Genomic DNA, 17,809 nt, shown 5'->3' on the forward strand with positions numbered 1-17,809 from the left:
GTCACGCTTGATGTTGCAGGCTTACATCAGCTTGCGCCGCCGTGTCACGCGGATATCGAGATCGGTGATCTTCTTGCGCAAGGTATTGCGGTTGATGCCCAGAAGGTCGGCACATTTGGCCTGGTTCCCCGCGGTGGCATCCAGCGCGATTTCGATCAGCGGAAGCTCAACTTCCCGCAACACGCGCTGGTAAACGCCGGGAGGCGGCAGCTGGCCGCCGTGCAGATCGAAGTAACGCTTCAGGTGACGGGCCACGCTTGCAGTCAGCTTTTCGCTTTCCACCGCCCCGCCGCGCATGGGTTCAGGCAGGGGCTGGCTGCCAAGCGCGGCCTCGACTTCGGCGCGGGTGATCTCGGCCTCGGACGAGGTGACCATCAGGCGGCGCAGCGTGTTTTCGAGCTGGCGCACGTTGCCCGGCCAGGAGAAGGCGCGGACCAGGTCGCGCGCTTCGTTCGACAGTCGCCGGACCGAGCCGAAGTCGCGCTCGCCACGGGCGAGGAAGTGCTCGGCCAGAAGGGGGATGTCGTCCACACGCTCGCGCAGGCTGGGCACATGAAGGGTGACGCCGGAAAGACGATAGAACAGGTCCTGGCGGAACTGGCCGGATTCCATCCGCGCACCAAGATCGGACTGGCTGGTGGCCATGATGCGCGGGGCCTTGTCGCCCATCATGTCCAGCATGCGGACGATGCGGGCCTGGGCATCGGCGTCGTAGTCTGCGACCTCGTCGAACACCAGGCTGCCGCCACGGGCGCGCGACAGGAGCGTGGCCGGCCCGTCCACGCCGGTCAGGTCAACGGCCTGGGCCACCACGAAGGGCAAGGTGCGGCGGTCGGAGAAATCGTGGATGGCGCGGGCAATCAGCGACTTGCCCGTGCCGGATTCTCCGGTGACGAGAACGGGCAGTTCGGTGTTCATCACGCGCGCGACCAGGCGGTAGAGCGCCTGCATCGCCGGGGTACGGCCAACGAGCGGCAGGTCGTCCCCCTCTTCGCGCACCACCACCGGGGCGGCCTTGGGCGCACGGCGCTTCTGTTCCAGGGCGCGGGCCGAACGCTTCATCAGGTCGGGCAGATCGAAGGGTTTGGGCAAGTAGTCGTATGCCTCGGCCTCGGCGGCCTGGATTGCCGTCATGATGGTGTTCTGCGCCGAAATCACGATGACCGGCAGGCCGGGGCGCATCTTGCCGATGCGGGGCAGCGCATCGAGGCCGTTGCCATCGGGCATGATGACGTCGGAGATGACGAGATCGCCCTTCCCTTCCTCGATCCAGCGCATCAGCGTCATCAGGGACGAGGTGGCATGGACCTTGCAGCCCGCCCGGGTCAGCGCCTGGGTCAGCACCGTGCGGATCGTGCGGTCGTCGTCGGCGACCAGAACCGTGCCGTCCATCAGGTAGTCTCCTTCTTGTACTTCGAGGCCGGTTCGCGTGGGGCGATCGGCAAAGAGATGCGGAACACGGTGCGGCCGGGCACTGAATCCACGGAGATCCAGCCCTCGTGATCCGAGATGATCTTGGACACCAGCGCGAGGCCGAGGCCCGTTCCATTCTCGCGGCCCGAAACGAAGGGCTCGAAGATGTCGGCGGCGATCTCGGGCGGGATGCCGGGGCCGTCGTCGATGATCTCGACATTCAGGGGCAGGGTCGCGGGCGCGCCGGCCTTGCGGCGCAGGCGCAGCGACTGGTCGTAGAAGCTGCGCAGACGGATCGTGCCGCCGCCCGGACCCGCGGCCTCGGACGCGTTCTTGATGAGGTTCAGGAAGACCTGCATCAGCTGGTCGGGATCGGCCAGTGTGTTGGGCAGCGAGGGGTCGTAATTCTCGATGATGGTCATATGCGCGCCGAAGCCGACCATGGCCGAGCGGCGGGCGCGGTCCAGCGCGTCGTGCAGGTTGATCGAGCGGCGGTCGGGCGGGCGCACGTTGCCGAACTGTTCCACCTGCTCCAGCAGTTTCACGATGCGGCGGGTTTCCTCGACGATGAGGTCGGTCATCTCGCGGTCCTCGGTGGTGAGGTTCATCGAGAGGAGCTGCGCCGCGCCGGAAATGCCGGCCAGCGGGTTCTTGATTTCGTGTGCCAGCATCTCGGCCATGCCGATCGCCGATTTGGCGGCCGATTTCACGCCCATCGACCGGCCAAGGCGGTCTGCGATCTCGCGTGGGGAGATCAGCATCATCACGATGTCGGGGTTGTCGTGCATGGGGGCGAGCTGCACGGTGCATTGCACCGGAGGTCGTTCGCCGCTGGTCACGTCGACATCGTTGATGAACAGAGCCGACTGGTTGGACCGGGCGCGCGCCAGCGCCTCTTCGATGGGGGCGTCGATGGCGATGCGGTCGAAGGCGGGCTGGCCCATCAGCGTGCGGGCCGAGGCGTTCAGGAATATCTCGCCCGCCGGGTTGACCTCGCGGATGATGCTGTCTCGGTCGATCAGCAGCGCGGGCAAGGGCAGCGAGGCCCAGACGACGCCGGGGGTTTGATAGGGCTGGCGGTAGGTCGCCGGGCTCATGCGGCCTCCCGCTCGGGGGGCGGCCCGTCGAAGGCGTGGCGGATCAGGCGCAGCACGGTGCGGCTTGATTCGCTTTGCATGATCTCGGGGCGCAGGTGGGCATCGCCCGATGTGTCGAGATACCAGCCCAGGTGCTTGCGCGCGACGCGCAGCCCGATTTCCTCGCCATAGAAGGACAGCATCGCCTCGTAGTGGCCGGCCACCAGATCGGCCAGCGCGGCGCCTTCGGGCACACGGGGCGCCGGCGTGCCGTGCAGGTCGTGCGCGATCTGGGCCAGCCGCCAGGGCGCGCCCTTCACGCCGCGGCCCACCATCACGCCATCGGCGCCCGATTGGCGCAGCGCGCGGCCGGCCGTGGCGGAATCGGTGATGTCGCCATTGGCAATGACCGGAATCGACACGGCTTCCTTCACCGCGCGGATGGCCGACCAGTCCGCGCTGCCGCGATAGAACTGGCAGCGCGTGCGGCCGTGGATGGTGACCATGGCGATGCCGGCCTGTTCGGCGCGGCGGGCAAGGTCCGGCGCGTTCAGAAGCCCGTCGTCCCAGCCAAGCCGCGTCTTCAGCGTGACGGGCACCTTGACCGCGCCCACCACCGCCTCGATCAGGCGAAGCGCCTGGTCAAGGTCGCGCAGCAGCGCCGAGCCGGACCAGCCGTTGGTGACGCGGCGGTTGGGGCAACCCATGTTGATGTCGATGATGCGGGCGCCGTTCGCCTCGACCAGGCGGGCGGCTTCGGCAAGCCAGCGCGTCTCGCAGCCCACGAGTTGCACGGCGGTGGCCTGTTCGGAAAAGCCGAGTTCAGCCCGCGCGCGCGCCTCGGGGCGGGCGCGGACGACCTCTTCGCTGGCGACCATTTCCGACACGACGAGACCTGCCCCGAACCCCGAGACGATCCGGCGCAGGGGCAGATCTGTGATCCCGGCCATGGGGGCCAGAAGCACGGGCGGAGCGAGGGCGATCTGTGCGGCTGTTCCGGTCACTCTGCCTGTTCCTTGGGCGCTTTGGCCCAGCTAACGCCTTTCGTTCGGGGTGTAACAGGGAAGCACGACGATTATATGAGCGCCAGGCAACACATGCACAAATATTGAGCGGATTTGACCGTGCAAGCGGCGCAATTGTCACGGCGGCAACCTTCGCCTAGGACGGAGGCAGCCAGGGAGAGTCGCTCATGTCCACCGCCGTCGTCATCGTTGCTGCCGGACGCGGCACCCGGGCGGGCGGAGAGATTCCGAAGCAATGGCAGATGCTGGGCAATCAACCTGTGGTCGCGCGGACCGTCGCGGCCTTTGCCGGGCTGGTGGAGCGTATCGTACTGGTGATCCACCCTGACGACCGCGCGCGGGCCGAGGGGTTGAGCCTGGGGGTCGAACTCGTGGAGGGCGGGGCCACGCGGGATGCCTCGGTCCGGGCGGCGCTGGAGGCTCTGGAGGGGCGCGGCATCGACCGGGTGCTGATCCATGACGGTGCGCGGCCCTTCGTGACCCCGGCTGTCATCGGGCGTGTGCTGGCTGCACTGGAGGCGGCGCCGGGCGCGGCCCCTGCCCTGCCGGTGACGGATGCGCTGTGGCGCGGCGCAGGCGGTTCGGTGGCCGGAACACAGGACCGGGCCGGCCTGTGGCGGGCGCAGACGCCGCAGGGATTTCGCCTTGACGATATCCTGGCCGCGCACCGCGCTCATCCGGGCGGGGCGGCCGACGATGTCGAGGTGGCGCGGGCGGCGGGGCTTGACGTGGTGATCGTCGAGGGCGACGAGGACAACTTGAAGATCACGCTGCCCGGAGACTTTGCCCGGGGCGAGCGGCTGCTGAAGGGGGCGCGCATGGATGTGCGGGTGGGGAACGGCTTTGACGTGCATGCCTTCACGGCAGGCGACCATGTCTGGCTGTGCGGCGTGAAGGTGCCCCATGGGCGCGGCCTTCTGGGCCATTCCGATGCCGATGTGGGGATGCATGCCCTGACCGATGCGATCTATGGCGCGCTGGCTGAAGGCGACATCGGCCGCCACTTCCCGCCAAGTGACCCGCAGTGGAAGGGCGCGGAAAGCCATATCTTCCTGTCCCATGCCATTGGCCTTGCGGCCGCGCGCGGGTACCGGCTGGCCAATGCCGATGTGACGCTGATCTGCGAGCGGCCCAAGATCGGCCCCCACGCCGCCGCCATGCAGGCGCGGCTGGCCGAGATTCTGGGCGTGGCGCCGGACCGGGTGAGCGTGAAGGCCACCACCTCGGAACGGCTGGGGTTCACGGGGCGCGAGGAGGGCATCGCCGCCATCGCCACCGCAACGCTGGTGTCGGCATGAGCCGGCTGGTCGCGACGGTCTTCGGCATCGGCTACCTGCGGCCCGCGCCCGGCACCTGGGGCTCGCTGGCCGCGATTCTGCTGGCCTGGGCGGTGGACCGCTATCTGGGATTCGTGGCGCTGGCGGTGCTGACCCTTGCCGTCACCGCGCTTGGCTTCTGGGCCTGTGCGCAGGAGTTGCGCGACCGTCCCGGCGCCGACCCCGGCGAGATCGTCGTTGACGAGGTGGCGGGGCAATGGCTGGCCTTCCTGTTCCCCGCCGCGGGGTTCTTCTTTCGCGGGTGGGAGGGATGGCTGCCCTGGCCCGCGCCGGTGGCGGCCTTCCTGTTCTTCCGCCTGTTCGACATCTGGAAGCCATGGCTCGTGGGCCGGGCCGACCGGCGCGGCGACCCGGCGGGTGTGATGCTGGATGATCTGTGGGCCGGGCTGTTCGCCGGCATCGCCTCGATCGCCGCGGCCGCGCTCTATCACATCGTGCTGTTCCGATGACGCCCGCCGCTCTTCTGAATCTGGCCCGCGCGAAGGGCGCGACCATTGCCACGGCGGAAAGCTGCACCGGCGGCATGATCGGCGCGGCGCTGACGGATGTGGCCGGATCGTCGGATGTGTTCGACCGGGGTTTCATCACCTACTCCAACGCGGCAAAGGTCGAGATGCTGGGGGTGTCGATTGCCACGCTTGCCGCCCATGGCGCGGTGAGCGAGGAGGTGGCGGCCGAGATGGCGGCCGGCGCGCTGGCACGGTCTGCGGCATCGGTTGCGGTTTCGGTCACGGGCATCGCCGGGCCGGGCGGCAGCGAATTCAAGCCCGAGGGCCGGGTCTGTTTCGGACTTGCGACCGCGGGCGGAACGCGGACAGAGACGGTGGAGTTTGGCGCCATCGGCCGCGGCGAAGTGCGCCGCGCCACCGTGGCCCATGCGCTGTCCCTTCTGGCTGCGGCGCTGGCCTAGACCTCGCCCGTATTCGACAGAAGCACGGCGATGGGTCGCCCGCCGGGGAAAAGCGCCAGCACCACCAGCACGATCGAGGTCAGCGGAACGGCCAGGACTGCACCGGGCAGGCCCCAGACCATCGTCCAGTAAACGAGCCCGATCAGCACGACCAGGGGGCTGAGATTGACCTTCTGGCCGGTCAGGCGCGGATCGACGATGTTGCCGATGACGGCCTGCAGCGCGATCAGCGCGACGGCCAGCGTCAGCACCTCGGGCAGGCCGGCGCCCTGGCCAATGAAGGCAAGGATCGGCAGGATGATCGCGACCCAGGTGCCGAGATAGGGGATATAGTTCACCATGCCGGTCACGATGGCCCAGAAGCCCGCCATCTCGACCCCCATCAGTTTCAGCGGCACATAGCAGAGAATGCCCAGCATGATGTTGATCGCCGTCTTCACGACGAGATAGCCGCCGATGCGTTCGTTCGCCTCGGCGCCAAGGGTCAGGGCGCGGTCCAGCCCCGGCCGGCTTTGAAAGGCCAAGTGGACGCGCTTCACCAGGCTGTCGCGTTCCACCATCAGGAATCCTGTGTAAAGCGCAACGCCAATCAGCATTCCGCCCAGACTGCCCGCCGCGCCGAGCGTGGCCATGGCCAGCGCGCGGACGTCCAGATAGCCGGCCAACAGGCCGGACAGGTCGGCCCCGGTCATTTCCTCGATGCCGAGCCTTGCGTCCAGATCGGCCAGCAATGCCTGGTAGTTGGCGGTCCAGAGCGGCAGGTTGGCCGCGACCTGCACCACGGCCAGACGGATCTGGAAGAAGATCAGGGCGATGAACAGAAGGAACACGGCCAGCAGCAGCGTGTGGCGGACCCATGCCGGAAGGCGGCCCAGCCCCGGTGTGCGCGCCATGCGGTCGGCCAGCGTGCCCAGGATGAAGACCGCCACCACGGCAAAGGCCAGCGGCATCAGGATCGACCGGCCAACCGACAGGATCAGCGTGACCAGCACGGCGCTGCCAAGGGCGTAGAACAACGCGGCGGCGGGCGTGGTGCGGTCGTCGCTCATGATGTCCTCGTGTCCTGGCCCCCGAGGCTTAGGGTGCGGCGGGCGCGCGGACAAGGGCTGTGCGGCCGGTCAGGGGAAAAGTTCGAGAAACCGCAACATCTCTGTCGTGGCCGAAAAAGTGGACGCGCCCTGCCCCGCCCGGCTGGCCCGGCGGCTACCGGGCCAGTCATGGCCGCCGCCCTCGACGGTGATCAGCCGCAGCGCCAGAACGCCCTGCGGCGTGTGGTAGTCATCCACCCGGACGGCATTGCCCACCGCCGGATCGTCGATGCGCGCCTGGGCATGAACCACAGGGCCCCACGGCACAAGGAAGGCGTCGCGCACTGCGGCGACCGAGGCGAAATCGGTCTGCGTCAGAGAATTCTCCCCCCGGCCGCCGTCATAGGGCACCTGGGTGTCGGCCGTGCCGTGAATGAGGAGAAGCGGCACCCTGCCCCGCACGGGCACATGGGCGGCATCCATCGTGCCCGCGACGGCCACCACCGCCGTCAGCCGGTCCGGCCGGGCGGCGGCCCAGGTCTCGGCCATGATGGCCCCGTTCGACATTCCGGCGGCATAGATGCGGCTGCCATCCAGACCGAAGCGCGCCACGGCATCGTCCACCACGGCATCCAGGAAGGCCAGGTCGTCCACGCCCTTGCGCGCTGCGGCACCACAGCAGTAGCCGCCGTTCCAGGTGGGCAGGTTCCCCGTCCCGCGCGGATAGGCCACGGCATAGCCTTCGGGCAGCGCCGCGGCGCTGATGCCGGTGTTGCGGGCGATCTGGTCGGGCGAGCCGCCGCCCCCGTGCAGCACCACGATCAGAGGCGCGCCAGCCGGATCCTTCGGCAGGTCGATGCGGTAGCTGCGCCCGTCCAGTTCGACTGTCTCGGCAAGGGCGGGCAGCGACAGGAAAAGAAGGAAGATCAGAAAGCGCATCGCGGACCCTTCAACCATGTCCGCCTGTTACGCGCGACACGGGCGGTTCCGTCGCTTCAGCTTCGCTTGCCGTACAGATCCTCTGCCCGTTTTTCGAAGGCGCGCACAACGCGCTGCATCGCCTCGTTGAACACCACCCCGATGATCCCCTGCAGGATCGCGTTGCGGAATTCGAAATCGACGTGGAACTCCACCTCGCAGCCGCCCTCGGGCCGATCGGCGAAGGCCCAATGAGACCTCATGTGCTTGAACGGCCCGTCGATGTAGATCGTCTCGATCCGCTTCTGCGCCGGAAGCAGCGTCACCCGGCTGCCGAAACGTTCGCGGAACACCTTGAAGCTGATCACCAGATCGGCCTCCATCACCTCGCCGCCGTCAATCGGCGCGCGCGAGCGGATGCGGGCGGCCGAGTTCCACGGCAGGAACTCGGGATAGCGCGCCACATCGGCCACCAGATCGTACATCTGCTGGGCGCTGTAGGGCATGACCCGGTTTTCATGATGGCTGGGCATGGGCGCATCCGGTCGGCGTGACTTGCCTGCCGGTATTGGTTAGGACTGGGGCGGAAATCAAGGGGACGCCATGACGCAAAGACCCTATGTCATCGACCAGATGATCAGCGCCAAGCAGATCGCCGCGCGGGTCGAGGACCTGGCGCGCGAGATCACCGCCTTCTACCGCGGCACCGACAAGTTGATCGTCGTGGGCCTGCTGCGCGGGTCCTTCGTCTTCATCGCCGACCTCGTGCGCGAGATCGACCTGCCGGTCGAGGTGGATTTCCTCGAAGCCTCGTCCTACGGCAACGCCATGCAGTCCTCGCGCGAGGTGCGCATCCTAAAGGATCTGCGCGGCGAGATCGGCGGGCGCGACGTGCTGGTTGTCGAGGACATCGTGGATACGGGCTTCACGCTCAGCCATGTGAAGAACCTGCTTCTGTCGCGCCAGCCGCACCGGCTGGAGGTCTGCGCGCTTTTGGACAAGCCGTCGCGACGCGAGGTGCCGATCCGCGCCTCCTGGACGGGTTTCGAGATTCCCGATGAATTTGTCGTGGGTTACGGCATCGACTTCGCGCAGCGCAACAGGAACCTGCCGTATATCGGCAAGGTCCGGTTCACCGAGTAGCGCGGCATGGGCTGGCTTCTTCGCATGTCGCAATGGGCGCGCAACCCGCCCTCGGCCAGGATGGCGACGGTGATCCTTGTGGTCGTGCTTCTCTGCCTGTCGCTGGTGGCTGTGGAACATATCTGGGGCTGGCCCGACTGGCTGACGGTCAACCGGGTCCCGCGCCGGATTCCCTCCTGATCCGCGATCCCGGTTTCCTTCGGCCCGCCTTGGCCCTAGTCTCCGCTTGCAAGCATTCCACGAGGTTTCCGCATGTCCCGCATCCTTCGCCTCATGCTTATCGTCGGCATCCTCGCGCTGGTCGCGCTTTGGTGGTTTGCCCGCCCGAATCCCATCCCCGAATCCCGGTTGGCCGGCCTGAATGGAGAGGTCCGGCGCGGCGAGATGGTGTTCTGGGCGACCGGCTGCGCCTCGTGCCACATGGCCGATGGCGCCAAGGGCGATGACCAACTGGTGCTGAAGGGTGGCCAGCGATTTGTCACGCAGTTCGGCACCTTCGTTGCGCCCAACATTTCGAACGACCCCGATCACGGCATCGGCGCCTGGTCCACGGCCGACCTCGCCTCGGCGCTGATGCATGGCGTGGGGCGCGAGGGTGAGCATCTTTATCCTGCCCTGCCCTATGCCAGCTACAACAAGATGACGCTGCAGGACGTGGCCGACCTGCGCACCTATCTTGCAACGCTTCCGGCCGACCCCACGCCGTCGCAGCCGCATGAGCTGGCCTTCCCCTTCAACATCCGCGGCACGCTTGGCGTCTGGAAGCTGTTCAACATCTCGACCGCCTGGACGGTGGCCGACCCGCTGACCGCGCAGGAAACCCGCGGGCGCTATCTGGTCGAGGCGCAGGCGCATTGCGGCGAATGTCATACCCCGCGCAACATCATGGGTGGGATGGACCGGTCGCTGTGGCTGGCCGGGGCCCCCAATGCCGATGGCAAGGGCCGCACGCCGAACATCACACCGAGCAAGCTGACCTGGTCAGAGGACGAGATCGTGGAATACCTCACCTCGGGCTTCACGCCGGATTTCGATTCGGTCGGCGGGCACATGGCCCATGTGGTGGACAACATGGCGCGCCTGCCCGAAGCCGACCGGCGCGCCATTGCCGCCTATCTGAAGAAGGTTCCGCCCCAGCCATGATCACGCTCATTGGCCAATACGACAGCCCGTTCGTACGCCGCGTTGGCATCGCCCTGCGGCTGTACGGGATGCCTTTCGAACATCGTCCGTGGTCGGTCTTCGGCGATGCCGAGAAGATCCGGCCGCTGAACCCACTGGTGCGGGTGCCGACGCTGATCCTGCCCGATGGCGCGGTGCTGACCGACAGCCACCTGATCCTCGACTGGCTGGACGGGCAGATGCACCAGCCGCTGTTTCCGCGTGCCGAGCCCGACCGCCACCGCGCGCTGTGGATCGCGGCCCTGGCCTGCGGGCTGGCCGACAAGGCGGTGAGCCTGTTCTATGAACGGCGGCTGCATGACGTGACCTCGCCGGTCTGGATGACGCGATGCGAAGGCCAGATCGGCGGCGTGCTGACCGCGCTGGAGGCAGATCGCGCGGGCCGCAGCCACCCCTGGTGGTTTGGCGACCACATCGGTCACGCCGACATCGCCGTGGCTGCCGTGCTGCGCTTCACCTCCGAGGCGCATCCCGGCCTGGTGGACTGGCATGCCCTGCCCGCGCTGTCCGCGCATTGCGCTGCGGCCGAGGCGCTGGAGGTCTTCCAGGAGATCCGCCAGCCGTTCATCGCCCCGGCCTGAGCTTCCCGCGGTCCACTTCCCCAGCCTGTCGGGCAACCCGGGACAGGGTCTTCGCGGATTGACATTCCCGCCCCGCAGGCGTGTCCTGCGCGGCACAGGAAAACCCGAGTCCTCCATGTCCGACCGATCCGCTGATGCGTCCAAGCCGGCGCACTACGCGACAGTGCTGCCGATCATCGGCGCCATCGCCGTCTGCCATATGCTGAACGACCTGATGCAATCGCTGATTCCGGCGATCTATCCGATCCTGAAGGACGAACTGGCCCTGACCTTTGGGCAGATCGGGCTCATCACCTTTGTCTTCCAGGGCGTGGCATCGCTCTTGCAGCCCGTGGTCGGGCTTTACACCGACCGCCGGCCCCTGCCCTTCTCGCTGGTCGCGGGCATGGGCTTCACGCTCCTCGGGCTCTTGCTGCTGGCCAAGGCTGCGGCATTCTGGGTCGTGCTGGTGGCGGTGGCGCTGGTGGGGCTGGGCTCTTCGGTCTTTCACCCCGAATCCAGCCGCATTGCGCGGCTGGCCGCGGGCAAGCGTCCGGGCTTTGCGCAAAGCGTGTTCCAGGTCGGCGGCAACGCAGGTTCGGCCATCGGGCCCCTGCTCGCCGCCTTCATCGTGGTCCCCTTCGGACAGGGCAGCATCGGATGGTTCGCCCTGGTCGCCCTGGCGGGCATGACGGTGCTGTGGGTCGTGGGCCGCTGGTACGCGGCCGAAGGGATGCGGCGGATGCATGCGGGCCGCGCCGTGCGGGCGGGTCATGACCTGGCCCAGGCGCGGGTTGTGCTGGCCATTTGCGTGCTGATCGCGCTGACCTTTTCGAAGTTCGTCTACATGGCGGCCTATTCCAGCTACTACACCTTCTGGCTGATCGACCGCTTCCAGGTCTCTGTGCCCCAGGCGCAGCTGTTCCTCTTCCTTTTCCTGCTGGCTGTCGCCGTGGGCACCATCATCGGCGGCCCGATCGGAGACCGCATCGGCCGCAAGCGGGTGATCTGGGTGTCGATCCTTGGCGTCTCGCCCCTGGCGCTCCTGGTGCCGCACCTGCCGCTCTGGCCCTCGGTCGCCGTTTCGGCGCTGGCGGGCATGGTGCTGGCTTCCGCCTTCCCGGCGATCATCGTCTATGCGCAGGACCTGCTGCCAAAGAAGGTCGGGCTTGTCGCGGGCCTGTTCTTCGGTCTGGCCTTCGGCATGGGCGCGCTTGGCGCCGCGGCGCTTGGGCAGATCGCAGACGCGACCTCGATCGGCCACGTCTTCTTCCTGTGCTCGTTCCTGCCGCTGATCGGCGTGCTGGCCGTGTTCCTACCGGACGTGAAGCGCCTTTAGCCGCGCCCCAGCTTTTCCAGCCGCGCCGCCCGCAGCTTCGCGAAATCGTCGCCCGCATGGTAGGATGACCGGGTCAGCGGCGTGGCGGAGACCATCAGGAACCCCTTGCCATAAGCCGCCGTCTCGTAGGAGGCGAACTCCTCGGGCGTGACGAACCGGTCCACCCGGTGATGCTTTGGCGTGGGCTGCAGATACTGGCCAATGGTCAGGAAATCGACATCCGCCGCGCGCATGTCATCCATGACCTGCAAGACCGACTGCCGGTCCTCGCCCAGGCCCACCATTATGCCCGACTTGGTGAACATGGTCGGGTCCATCTCCTTCACCTTCTGCAACAGCCGCAGCGAGTGGAAATAGCGCGCGCCGGGCCGCACCTCGGGGTAAAGCCCAGGCACGGTTTCAAGGTTGTGGTTGAAGACGTCAGGCCGCGCGGCCACCACGGTGTCCAGCGCCGAGGGCGGGCATTTCAGGAAATCGGGCGTCAGCACCTCGATCGTGGTGCCCGGCGCGCGGTGGCGGATGGCACGGATGGTCTGGGCGAAATGCTCGGCGCCCCCATCCTCCAGATCGTCGCGGTCCACTGAAGTGACAACGACATGGTTCAGCCCAAGTTCGGCCACCGCATGGGCCACCCGCCCCGGCTCGAAGGCATCCAGCGTCTGCGGCTTGCCGGTCGCCACATTGCAGAAGGTGCAGCCCCGCGTGCAGATCTCGCCCATGATCATCATGGTGGCGTGACCCTGGCTCCAGCACTCGCCGACGTTTGGGCAACCGGCCTCTTCGCAGACGGTGACCAGCTTCTTCGCCTTCAGGATGTCGCGCGTCTGCTTGTAGCCCTCCGACGTCGGCGCCTTCACCCTAATCCAGGCCGGCTTCTTCGGCTGCGCCTGATCGGGACGGTGCGCCTTTTCGGGGTGGCGCTGATCGGGAAGCTTCAGGTCGCGCATCGGGTCCCTTTCGGATCGGCAAAAAACCGCTCACGGTTTCAAACTTTCCCGTGTAATATGCGCCTGCCTCACGCGGAACGCCAGTCGGCAGCGCAGGGGGCAAGGCAGGTATGCGCCGAAAGACGGGAACCGCAGGGCGCGTCGGGACAGATACAGGAGAAATCATGTCCAAGAAACTGATCGCCGAAGTCCTCGGCACCTTCATACTGGTGTTCTTCGGCTGCGGCTCTGCCGTGATCGCCCAGGCCGTGCTCAACGGCGCCGGCGTGTCGGTGGGCATCGGCTACACCGGCATCGCGCTGGCCTTCGGCATCTCGATCGTTGCCGCCGCCTATGGCATCGGCGCCATCTCGGGCGCACATCTGAACCCCGCCGTCTCGCTGGGCATGGTCACCGCCGGCCGGATGAGCCTGGGCGATTTCATCGGCTACGCCATCGCGCAGATCGTCGGCGCCATCCTCGGCGCCCTGGTGCTGTACCTCATCGCCTCGGGTTCGCCCGGCTGGACGGGCGGCATGGGCACCAATGGCTGGGGCGCGGGTTATGGCGGCGAATACTCCGTGATGGCCGCCTTCCTGTTCGAACTGGTGATGACCTTCATCTTCGTCACCGTGATCCTGGGCGTGACCCATGCCTCGGCCCCGGTCGGCTTTGCCGGCCTCGCCATCGGCCTGACGCTGACCGGCATCCACCTCGTCGGCATCAACGTGACCGGCGTGTCGGTGAACCCGGCGCGCTCCATCGGTCCGGCGCTCTTTGCCGGCGGCGCGGCCATCTCGCAGCTCTGGCTCTTCATCGTGGCCCCGCTCCTCGGCGGCGCCATTGCCGGCATTGTCTATGCAGCGGGCATCACCCGCGCCGACTGATCCGGCCACATCCTGTTCTGGCCGCGCCCCACCGGGCGCGGCCTTTTTTTTCCCCGCGACCGCGCTTGATCCCCATCAGGGTTTCTGCTTCGCTGCAGCTGCACAATGACTTGCCGCCAGCCAGAAAGCCCAACGGGATGGGACCGCCTGAACTTGCCGCCGCGATCTTCGCGCTCCTGCTCACGCCGGGGCCGACCAACACGCTGTTGTTTCTGGCGGGGACCGAACGCGGCTTCCCCCGCGTCCTGCGCCTGATCCCGGCCGAGCTTGCCGGATACCTTGCCACCGTCGTACCGCTGACCTTGGCGGGCGCCGCCCTTCTGTCCCGGTTCCCCGAGGCGCGCCCGGCCATCGCGCTGGCGGCCGGCCTGTGGGTGGCGTGGCTCGCCATCCGCCTTTGGCGCCTGCCTTCCGCCGGCCCTTCGGGCAGTGGCAGCGTGACGGCCCGCGATGTGTTCGTGACCACGCTTCTCAACCCCAAGGCGCTGATCTTCGGTCTGGTTCTCTTGCCGGCACCTTCCGTGACGGGCATCCTCGCCAACCTCGGCCAGTTCGCCGCGCAGGTGGTCATCGTCGCCATGCTGTGGGCCGGAGGCGGCGCGCTGGTCGCCGCGCGCACCGGCGGCACGCGCAGCGTCATCCTCCTGCGCCGCGCCGCCGCCGTCTGGCTGGGGGTCGTTTCGGCCACGCTTCTGGCGCGGGCCCTCGGCGCGGCCTGAGCCTTCAGCCGATCAACGGGCCGGACCGGCCATAGGTCTCGTCGTAGTGCCGCTTCAAGCGCATCAGCGCGATGCGCAGCACCACCTTGCCCGACCGCGCGGCCCATCCCATGCGCCGCTCGGCCGTCTCGATACCTTCCAGAAAGCAGCAGACCCGCAGTGCCACATCGCCCAGCCCCGGCCCCAGGTCGCGCAGCGCCGCGGCCACCCGGTCACGCGCCCCGCGCGGCCCCTCGGCCAGGCCCGAATCCGACCGGAACCCGCCCCGGTCCCCCGCCGTCAGGAACCGGTCCCAGTTCTGCGCCACGCGCGGCCCCATCTGCGCCACCTCGAAATCCTCGCGCAGCCGTTCCGCCGCGCGCACAAGCTCGGCCTCCAGAAAGGGCTTGCCCTCCTTGTCCTTCTTGCGTCCCAGGATGGCGACCGGGCTTTCCGCGCTGTTCACCCGCAGGCGCGTCACCCCATCCTCGCCCGCAACCGCACGTTCCTCCCAGTCCCGGTGCTGGTGACCAAAGGCGGCGGGCGCCTCGGCCAGGCCCGGCCGGTCTTCGTCGGCCAGCATCCGCTTCAGCGCGGCGCGACCGGCCGTTGTGATCTCGTAGGCCGTCACCCGGCCCGACCGGCGCACCCCGATCCAGTCCTTCACCGCAAAGGCCTGAGCCACGGCGCGGTCAACCACGCCCGACCGAAGCGTCGTGCCATCGGGCAGCGACTTCAGCACCGCCGCCTTTTCCATCTCGGGGGCGACCACCAACAGGGTGCCAGGCTCGGCCAGCCGGCGCAGCACGCGGCGGCCCTCGCGGTTGATCAGGGTTTCGTCCAGGGCAAGCCGTTCCATGCGGATCGGGGCTGACATCGCGGGGTCATCCTTTCGGTCAGGGGCAAGAGTCAGTAGCGCCAGCGCGGACAGCGCCTCATCCAGAAGCGGGTCGTCGCGGCGGCTTTCGGTGCGGCGAACCTGCCGCAACACGGTCGAGGCCGCCCGCCCTTCCCGCCGCGCCAATTCCCGCAGCGTCAGGCCAGAGGCCACATGATCGAGATACAGCCTCACACCCTCGGGCAACCAGTCGGGTCTGTGGCGCTGCGGCAATGCGGTGTCGCTCATCTCTTCGTCCCTGACGCCCCCGCAAGTTATCCACATATCCACAGGGGCACCTCCACCGTGGGTTGCATTGGTTACCCGACGGTTAACTTCCTCGGCTTCGGCCATAATTGTTGCCAGAACCTAAACTTGGGCAAAGCCGGCGTTCGCTCGAACGGGCCAATACGCAACGCCAGGTTGTATTGTTGCAGGATCGGCGTGTTCCAGATGGAGGCTCCGATGACCCACCCCCACAGTGCCCTTGCCGACCTGCGCCGCCCGCGGCTTCTGGTGAATGCGGCCCGGCATGGCCTGGCCAGCTATCGCCGCGACCGCGACCTGCGCCGGCTGATCGACGATGCCCTTCCGCCCGAACGCGCCGTACCGCGCCTGATGACCGAGGAAGAGCGGCTTGAAGAAACCCGCCGCGCCGGCGATGCCGCCTATTCGGCCATGCGTCACATCGAGGTTCTGTCGGCCCTCATTGCAGAAGCCCGCCTCCTGCCCGCCGCTCGGGTCTGAAACGCAAGGGGCCGGGCGTTGCCGCCCGGCCCGGCGCACCTGTCCCGCCGATCTCAGACGAAGGCGTCGGGCATCTCTTCCTTGCGCTTGGCGACAAAGGCTTCCAGCGCCTCGCGCTTGCCCTCGTCCAGATCCGGTGCCTGGTAATCGGCCAGCAGCTTCTTCACCCGCTCGCCCGCCAGCGCCTGGGTGTCCCGGCTACCCTCGTCGGCCCAGGTCTCGAAGGGCTTGTAGTCCAGAAGATCCGACCGCCAGAACGCCGACTTGAAATTCGCTTGGGTATGCGCGCAACCCAGGTAATGCCCGCCCGGCCCCACCTCGGCAATCGCATCCAGCGCCTGCGCATTCTCGTCCACGCTCACGCCCCTGGCCAGACCGTGCAGCGCACCCAACTGGTCGGCATCCATCACGAACTTCTCGTAGCTGGACACCAGCCCGCCCTCCAGCCAGCCGCAAGCGTGCAGCATGAAGTTCACGCCCGCCAGCAGCCCCATGTTCAGGCTGTTCGCGCTTTCATAGGCCGCCTGCGCATCCGGCAGCTTCGACCCGCAGAACGCGCCGGCCGAGCGATAGGGCAACCCAAGCCGCCGCACCAGCTGCCCCGCGCCATAGGTGATGAGGCTCGCTTCCGGCGTGCCGAAGGTCGGCGCGCCCGAGTTCATGTCGATCGAGGTCACGAAGGCCCCGGCGATCACCGGCGCACCGGGCCGCACCAGCTGCGAATAGCTGACGCCCGCCAGAATCTCGGCCAGCACCTGCGTCAGCGTCCCCGCCACCGTCACCGGCGCCATGGCCCCGCCCACGATGAACGGCGACACGATGGCCGCCTGGTTCGCCACCGCATAGACCTCCAGCGCGCCCATCATGATCCCGTCGAAGGTCATGGGCGAGTTGATGTTGACGAGGCTCGTCATCACCGTGTTCTGGTCCACGAAATCGTCGCCGAACAGGATCTTCGACATCGCAACCGAATCCGCCGCCCGTTCTGGCGCCGTCACCGACCCCATGTAGGGCTTGTCCGACAGCGTCATATGCGCCAGCAGCATGTCCAGGTGGCGCTTGTTCACCGCGATATCCGTGGGCTCGCAGACCGTGCCGCCCGAATGGTGCAGCCACTTGGACATGTAGCCGAGCTTCACGAAGTTGCGGAAATCCTCGATCGTGGCATAGCGCCGCCCGCCATCGGCATCGCGCACGAAGGGCGGGCCATAGACCGGCGCCAGCACCAGGTTGCGCCCACCGATGTCCACATTGCGCTCGGGGTTGCGCGCGTGCTGGACAAAGCTCTTCGGCGCGGTGGAACACAGCTTGCGCGCCAGCCCGCGCGGAATATGCACCCGCTCGCCGCGCACATCGGCGCCCGCCTGCCGCCAGCGTTCCAGCGCCGCCGGGTTCTCGACGAAGTTCACGCCGATCTCTTCCAGCACCTTCTCGGCATTGTGCTCAATGATCTCGATGGCCTCGGCCGTCAGCACCTCGAAATTCGGGATGTTGCGCTCGATGAACCGCGCAGTCTCAAAGCTCACCGCGCTGCGTTCCGCCCGCCGCGCCGCCCCGCCGCCCCGCGCCCGCCGTCCGCCCGTGTCGCTCATCGCTTCTCTCCCGCGCTGTTCCCGGCCCTTATGCCGCCAAGCCCCGCGCAGCCTCTCCCCGAAACCGCCCCTTGAAGGCAAAAAGCGACATAGGCTTTCCCCGAAAGCGACGCCCCCCAAAGTCAGCGCGGGCTCAAGGCCCGCGCTGCGC

Annotated in this window: 20 protein-coding genes; 11 read left to right on the plus strand and 9 right to left on the minus strand. The window is 67.6% G+C overall.

Annotated elements, in window-relative coordinates:
- Window positions 1-21 precede the first annotated feature (21 nt).
- Genes JO391_RS07075 through dusB form a run of 3 tightly spaced genes read right to left on the minus strand, consistent with a single transcriptional unit; the run spans window position 22 to window position 3,439 of the window.
- Window positions 22-1,392 (minus strand): response regulator, encoded by a 1,371-nt coding sequence (locus JO391_RS07075; protein WP_220663699.1) that lies wholly within the window; start codon window positions 1,390-1,392, stop codon window positions 22-24.
- A complete protein-coding gene (locus JO391_RS07080; RefSeq protein WP_220663701.1) occupies window positions 1,392-2,510 on the minus strand; it encodes a two-component system sensor histidine kinase NtrB in 1,119 nt (372 codons plus the stop codon). The genes JO391_RS07075 and JO391_RS07080 overlap by 1 nt, the downstream gene beginning before the upstream one ends.
- Entirely contained in the window at window positions 2,507-3,439 is a 933-nt protein-coding gene (gene dusB / locus JO391_RS07085; protein ID WP_220664473.1) for a tRNA dihydrouridine synthase DusB, read from the minus strand. Before dusB ends, JO391_RS07080 begins: the two co-directional genes overlap by 4 nt.
- 242 nt (window positions 3,440-3,681) lie before the next feature.
- Here dusB and JO391_RS07090 point away from each other — a divergent pair, with 242 nt between their 5' ends.
- From JO391_RS07090 to JO391_RS07100, 3 genes are read left to right on the plus strand one after another with little or no spacing between them, the layout of a single operon-like run.
- Window positions 3,682-4,812 (plus strand): bifunctional 2-C-methyl-D-erythritol 4-phosphate cytidylyltransferase/2-C-methyl-D-erythritol 2,4-cyclodiphosphate synthase, encoded by a 1,131-nt coding sequence (locus JO391_RS07090; RefSeq protein WP_220663703.1) that lies wholly within the window; start codon window positions 3,682-3,684, stop codon window positions 4,810-4,812.
- Window positions 4,809-5,300 (plus strand): phosphatidylglycerophosphatase A family protein, encoded by a 492-nt coding sequence (locus JO391_RS07095; RefSeq protein WP_220663705.1) that lies wholly within the window; start codon window positions 4,809-4,811, stop codon window positions 5,298-5,300. The genes JO391_RS07090 and JO391_RS07095 overlap by 4 nt, the downstream gene beginning before the upstream one ends.
- A complete protein-coding gene (locus JO391_RS07100; protein ID WP_220663707.1) occupies window positions 5,297-5,761 on the plus strand; it encodes a CinA family protein in 465 nt (154 codons plus the stop codon). Before JO391_RS07095 ends, JO391_RS07100 begins: the two co-directional genes overlap by 4 nt.
- Here JO391_RS07100 and JO391_RS07105 read toward each other — a convergent pair.
- From JO391_RS07105 to JO391_RS07115, 3 genes are all read right to left on the minus strand, one after another.
- Complete coding sequence (locus JO391_RS07105) at window positions 5,758-6,810, minus strand: AI-2E family transporter (RefSeq protein WP_220663709.1); 1,053 nt, start codon at window positions 6,808-6,810, stop codon at window positions 5,758-5,760. The genes JO391_RS07100 and JO391_RS07105 overlap by 4 nt on opposite strands.
- Before the next feature lie 69 nt (window positions 6,811-6,879).
- Window positions 6,880-7,728, minus strand: coding sequence for a CE1 family esterase (locus JO391_RS07110; RefSeq protein ID WP_220663710.1), 849 nt, complete (start codon window positions 7,726-7,728; stop codon window positions 6,880-6,882).
- Window positions 7,729-7,784: 56 nt separating this feature from the next.
- A complete protein-coding gene (locus JO391_RS07115; RefSeq protein ID WP_220663711.1) occupies window positions 7,785-8,240 on the minus strand; it encodes a type II toxin-antitoxin system RatA family toxin in 456 nt (151 codons plus the stop codon).
- Between the two features lie 70 nt (window positions 8,241-8,310).
- Between JO391_RS07115 and hpt the strand changes: the two genes are divergently transcribed.
- The 5 genes from hpt to JO391_RS07140 all read left to right on the plus strand — a co-directional run bounded on the left by hpt (window position 8,311) and on the right by JO391_RS07140 (window position 11,931).
- Window positions 8,311-8,850, plus strand: a complete 540-nt coding sequence (hpt, locus tag JO391_RS07120; RefSeq protein WP_220663712.1) for a hypoxanthine phosphoribosyltransferase — start codon at window positions 8,311-8,313, stop codon at window positions 8,848-8,850.
- Between the two features lie 6 nt (window positions 8,851-8,856).
- Complete coding sequence (locus JO391_RS07125) at window positions 8,857-9,030, plus strand: hypothetical protein (RefSeq protein WP_220663713.1); 174 nt, start codon at window positions 8,857-8,859, stop codon at window positions 9,028-9,030.
- Between the two features lie 72 nt (window positions 9,031-9,102).
- Window positions 9,103-9,993 carry a c-type cytochrome gene (locus JO391_RS07130; RefSeq protein ID WP_220663715.1) on the plus strand — a complete coding sequence of 297 codons (891 nt, stop codon included), beginning with the start codon at window positions 9,103-9,105 and terminating at the stop codon, window positions 9,991-9,993.
- The gene (locus tag JO391_RS07135; RefSeq protein ID WP_220663717.1) at window positions 9,990-10,613 is read left to right on the plus strand and encodes a glutathione S-transferase family protein; all 624 of its coding nucleotides are present in this window, start codon (window positions 9,990-9,992) and stop codon (window positions 10,611-10,613) included. Before JO391_RS07130 ends, JO391_RS07135 begins: the two co-directional genes overlap by 4 nt.
- 115 nt (window positions 10,614-10,728) lie before the next feature.
- The gene (locus JO391_RS07140) at window positions 10,729-11,931 is read left to right on the plus strand and encodes an MFS transporter (RefSeq protein WP_220663719.1); all 1,203 of its coding nucleotides are present in this window, start codon (window positions 10,729-10,731) and stop codon (window positions 11,929-11,931) included.
- Here the strand turns inward: JO391_RS07140 and lipA are convergent.
- Complete coding sequence (lipA, locus tag JO391_RS07145) at window positions 11,928-12,878, minus strand: lipoyl synthase (protein WP_220663721.1); 951 nt, start codon at window positions 12,876-12,878, stop codon at window positions 11,928-11,930. The two genes, JO391_RS07140 and lipA, sit on opposite strands and share 4 nt — an antisense overlap.
- Window positions 12,879-13,042: 164 nt before the next feature.
- On the opposite strand from lipA, the gene aqpZ reads away from it, so the two are divergent.
- Window positions 13,043-13,744, plus strand: a complete 702-nt coding sequence (gene aqpZ, locus JO391_RS07150) for an aquaporin Z (protein WP_220663723.1) — start codon at window positions 13,043-13,045, stop codon at window positions 13,742-13,744.
- Window positions 13,745-13,881: 137 nt separating this feature from the next.
- Window positions 13,882-14,463 carry a LysE family translocator gene (locus tag JO391_RS07155; protein ID WP_220663725.1) on the plus strand — a complete coding sequence of 194 codons (582 nt, stop codon included), beginning with the start codon at window positions 13,882-13,884 and terminating at the stop codon, window positions 14,461-14,463.
- Between the two features lie 4 nt (window positions 14,464-14,467).
- Here JO391_RS07155 and JO391_RS07160 read toward each other — a convergent pair whose 3' ends face one another.
- The gene (locus tag JO391_RS07160; protein WP_220663728.1) at window positions 14,468-15,568 is read right to left on the minus strand and encodes a DUF6456 domain-containing protein; all 1,101 of its coding nucleotides are present in this window, start codon (window positions 15,566-15,568) and stop codon (window positions 14,468-14,470) included.
- A gap of 216 nt (window positions 15,569-15,784) precedes the next feature.
- On the opposite strand from JO391_RS07160, the gene JO391_RS07165 reads away from it, so the two are divergent.
- Window positions 15,785-16,066, plus strand: coding sequence for a DUF6477 family protein (locus JO391_RS07165; protein WP_220663729.1), 282 nt, complete (start codon window positions 15,785-15,787; stop codon window positions 16,064-16,066).
- Between the two features lie 53 nt (window positions 16,067-16,119).
- Here JO391_RS07165 and JO391_RS07170 read toward each other — a convergent pair whose 3' ends face one another.
- The gene (locus JO391_RS07170) at window positions 16,120-17,658 is read right to left on the minus strand and encodes a trimethylamine methyltransferase family protein (protein ID WP_220663730.1); all 1,539 of its coding nucleotides are present in this window, start codon (window positions 17,656-17,658) and stop codon (window positions 16,120-16,122) included.
- Window positions 17,659-17,809 lie beyond the last annotated feature (151 nt).

The sequence above is a fragment of the Neotabrizicola shimadae genome, assembly GCF_019623905.1.
GTDB classification, from domain to species: domain Bacteria; phylum Pseudomonadota; class Alphaproteobacteria; order Rhodobacterales; family Rhodobacteraceae; genus Neotabrizicola; species Neotabrizicola shimadae.

Coding starts and splice junctions, on each gene's coding strand:
- JO391_RS07075 (WP_220663699.1), bottom strand. CDS start 1,392: ATGGACGGCACGGTTCTGGTCGCCGACGACGACCGCACGATCCGCACG.
- JO391_RS07080 (WP_220663701.1), bottom strand. CDS start 2,510: ATGAGCCCGGCGACCTACCGCCAGCCCTATCAAACCCCCGGCGTCGTC.
- dusB (WP_220664473.1), bottom strand. CDS start 3,439: ATGGCCGGGATCACAGATCTGCCCCTGCGCCGGATCGTCTCGGGGTTC.
- JO391_RS07090 (WP_220663703.1), top strand. CDS start 3,682: ATGTCCACCGCCGTCGTCATCGTTGCTGCCGGACGCGGCACCCGGGCG.
- JO391_RS07095 (WP_220663705.1), top strand. CDS start 4,809: ATGAGCCGGCTGGTCGCGACGGTCTTCGGCATCGGCTACCTGCGGCCC.
- JO391_RS07100 (WP_220663707.1), top strand. CDS start 5,297: ATGACGCCCGCCGCTCTTCTGAATCTGGCCCGCGCGAAGGGCGCGACC.
- JO391_RS07105 (WP_220663709.1), bottom strand. CDS start 6,810: ATGAGCGACGACCGCACCACGCCCGCCGCCGCGTTGTTCTACGCCCTT.
- JO391_RS07110 (WP_220663710.1), bottom strand. CDS start 7,728: ATGCGCTTTCTGATCTTCCTTCTTTTCCTGTCGCTGCCCGCCCTTGCC.
- JO391_RS07115 (WP_220663711.1), bottom strand. CDS start 8,240: ATGCCCAGCCATCATGAAAACCGGGTCATGCCCTACAGCGCCCAGCAG.
- hpt (WP_220663712.1), top strand. CDS start 8,311: ATGACGCAAAGACCCTATGTCATCGACCAGATGATCAGCGCCAAGCAG.
- JO391_RS07125 (WP_220663713.1), top strand. CDS start 8,857: ATGGGCTGGCTTCTTCGCATGTCGCAATGGGCGCGCAACCCGCCCTCG.
- JO391_RS07130 (WP_220663715.1), top strand. CDS start 9,103: ATGTCCCGCATCCTTCGCCTCATGCTTATCGTCGGCATCCTCGCGCTG.
- JO391_RS07135 (WP_220663717.1), top strand. CDS start 9,990: ATGATCACGCTCATTGGCCAATACGACAGCCCGTTCGTACGCCGCGTT.
- JO391_RS07140 (WP_220663719.1), top strand. CDS start 10,729: ATGTCCGACCGATCCGCTGATGCGTCCAAGCCGGCGCACTACGCGACA.
- lipA (WP_220663721.1), bottom strand. CDS start 12,878: ATGCGCGACCTGAAGCTTCCCGATCAGCGCCACCCCGAAAAGGCGCAC.
- aqpZ (WP_220663723.1), top strand. CDS start 13,043: ATGTCCAAGAAACTGATCGCCGAAGTCCTCGGCACCTTCATACTGGTG.
- JO391_RS07155 (WP_220663725.1), top strand. CDS start 13,882: ATGGGACCGCCTGAACTTGCCGCCGCGATCTTCGCGCTCCTGCTCACG.
- JO391_RS07160 (WP_220663728.1), bottom strand. CDS start 15,568: ATGAGCGACACCGCATTGCCGCAGCGCCACAGACCCGACTGGTTGCCC.
- JO391_RS07165 (WP_220663729.1), top strand. CDS start 15,785: ATGACCCACCCCCACAGTGCCCTTGCCGACCTGCGCCGCCCGCGGCTT.
- JO391_RS07170 (WP_220663730.1), bottom strand. CDS start 17,658: ATGAGCGACACGGGCGGACGGCGGGCGCGGGGCGGCGGGGCGGCGCGG.